The sequence below is a fragment of the Desulfotruncus arcticus DSM 17038 genome, from assembly GCF_900113335.1.
Taxonomy (GTDB): Bacteria; Bacillota; Desulfotomaculia; order Desulfotomaculales; family Desulfallaceae; genus Desulfotruncus; species Desulfotruncus arcticus.
Map to the genome: position 1 here is coordinate 1 of NZ_FOOX01000054.1, position 1,565 is coordinate 1,565.

The 1,565-nt window shown below is 33.7% G+C and carries 1 protein-coding gene; it reads right to left on the minus strand.

Annotated features, from left to right (window positions below; genetic code table 11):
- Window positions 1-431 precede the first annotated feature (431 nt).
- On the minus strand, window positions 432-1,340 hold the full coding sequence (locus tag BM056_RS25500; protein ID WP_092476355.1) for a hypothetical protein: 909 nt from the start codon (window positions 1,338-1,340) through the stop codon (window positions 432-434).
- Between the last annotated feature and the right edge of the window lie 225 nt (window positions 1,341-1,565).

Consider the following 1,565-nt stretch of genomic DNA (forward strand, 5'->3'; position numbering starts at 1 on the left):
TTTCAGGTTGTGCCTAGCTTAAAGGGGTTTTTGGTTCTGTGAAAGTTGAGTACCTAAAAATATATTATTAGCATTTCTGGTTCTGCCATAAGGCCAACTCCTGAAATAATAGAGGTTATTCTTTTTCACTTCCGGCTTAAATCTATGCCTCGATTAGCCAGTTCTCTATCCAAAGTATCCCCCACCAGAAAAGGAAAAAGATATTCCATGCTTCAACATAGAGCGGCGGGGGCTGTCCTCCCCCCGCTCCATCTTTAAACCAAAATGTTAACAAAATAACAAAATAAGCTAAAAGTTAACAAAAAAAAAGAATTAAATTCGGAAAAAAGGTAGGTAAACAAAGGCAAAGGCCAAACTAAGGATAACTACCGGGCAGGAGCTACAGCCAAAACCCCAACTTACTACTGGCAGCCCTCTCAGGATGTATGTTATTAATTAACCGGATATACAAATCCTTCGTCAAGGGCTTCGTCGCTATCTTCTCCAATTTTCCAACCTGGTTCAGTCGTTTCAGTAAAATAATATTTCACCCCATCATGAAGATAATAAATTAAATCTCTATTTGTAGGTATTTGGGGGTCACTAAATTCAATACCAACAGCCAAATGACCATCTTGGTTATCTTCATTAGGGAAAAATAACAATGCCACATTGTATCCCATATTCTTTAATATAGTGGCCAATAAAATTGATTTATCTGTGCAATCTCCATTGTCCACCAAAGTCTGTACCGGCAACTTAGGAAGGTCACTTTTCATATATGGAATGGCACCACCAACAAAACTTTGTGCAAATTCAGCAGTATGAAAATAGTCATAATTGTTGAAATTGGCTTGTTCAGATAAACTATCTGCAAGACGTTTTACATAAAGACTATTGTTTTGTTCATTAATAAAAGGGGTGTGATTGCTATTGGATATTAATGTAGTGGATAGTATAATTTCCTTTAAGCTATTAGGTACCGAGGATAATATATTGTGTTGAGTATGTCCATTGCTATGATAGAATTTATCTATTAAATCATATACCTCTCTATCCCAATCAAGTAGATCATTAGGTATTTCAAGATGCCATTTGTAGGTAATATTATTATATTGCCATTGATAATCTCTATTAGTAATTTTAGCAGATTCGGGATAGGTAAACGAGGGTACATTTTGTGTGGTGATTTCTAGGGATGACGTTAAATTTAAGAAATTACTATTTGTATATTTAGTTGAGCCAACAGTAAATATTGCTGTGTTACTAGATGCAGCAAATGCAGGTTTAGCCAAAAACAACAAGCTAAATATTAAAAAAACAATAATTTTTTTGTATTTTAATACCACAAGCTTATTCAATATATTCACATCTTTTTTATTTAATCACAACATTTTGTTTAAGACTGAACCATAACATTGAAGGTTGGTTCAACTCAATTATTATTCCAATTACTTAGTTTCTAAAGAAAATGAAACCTTCTTACTTTCATATGAGCCAATTGCATAATTCTAACCCCATAAAACACAAGGGCTCATTAAACATAGGAAGACAAATTTACCCTAGCCAAAAAAGTTAAAATATCT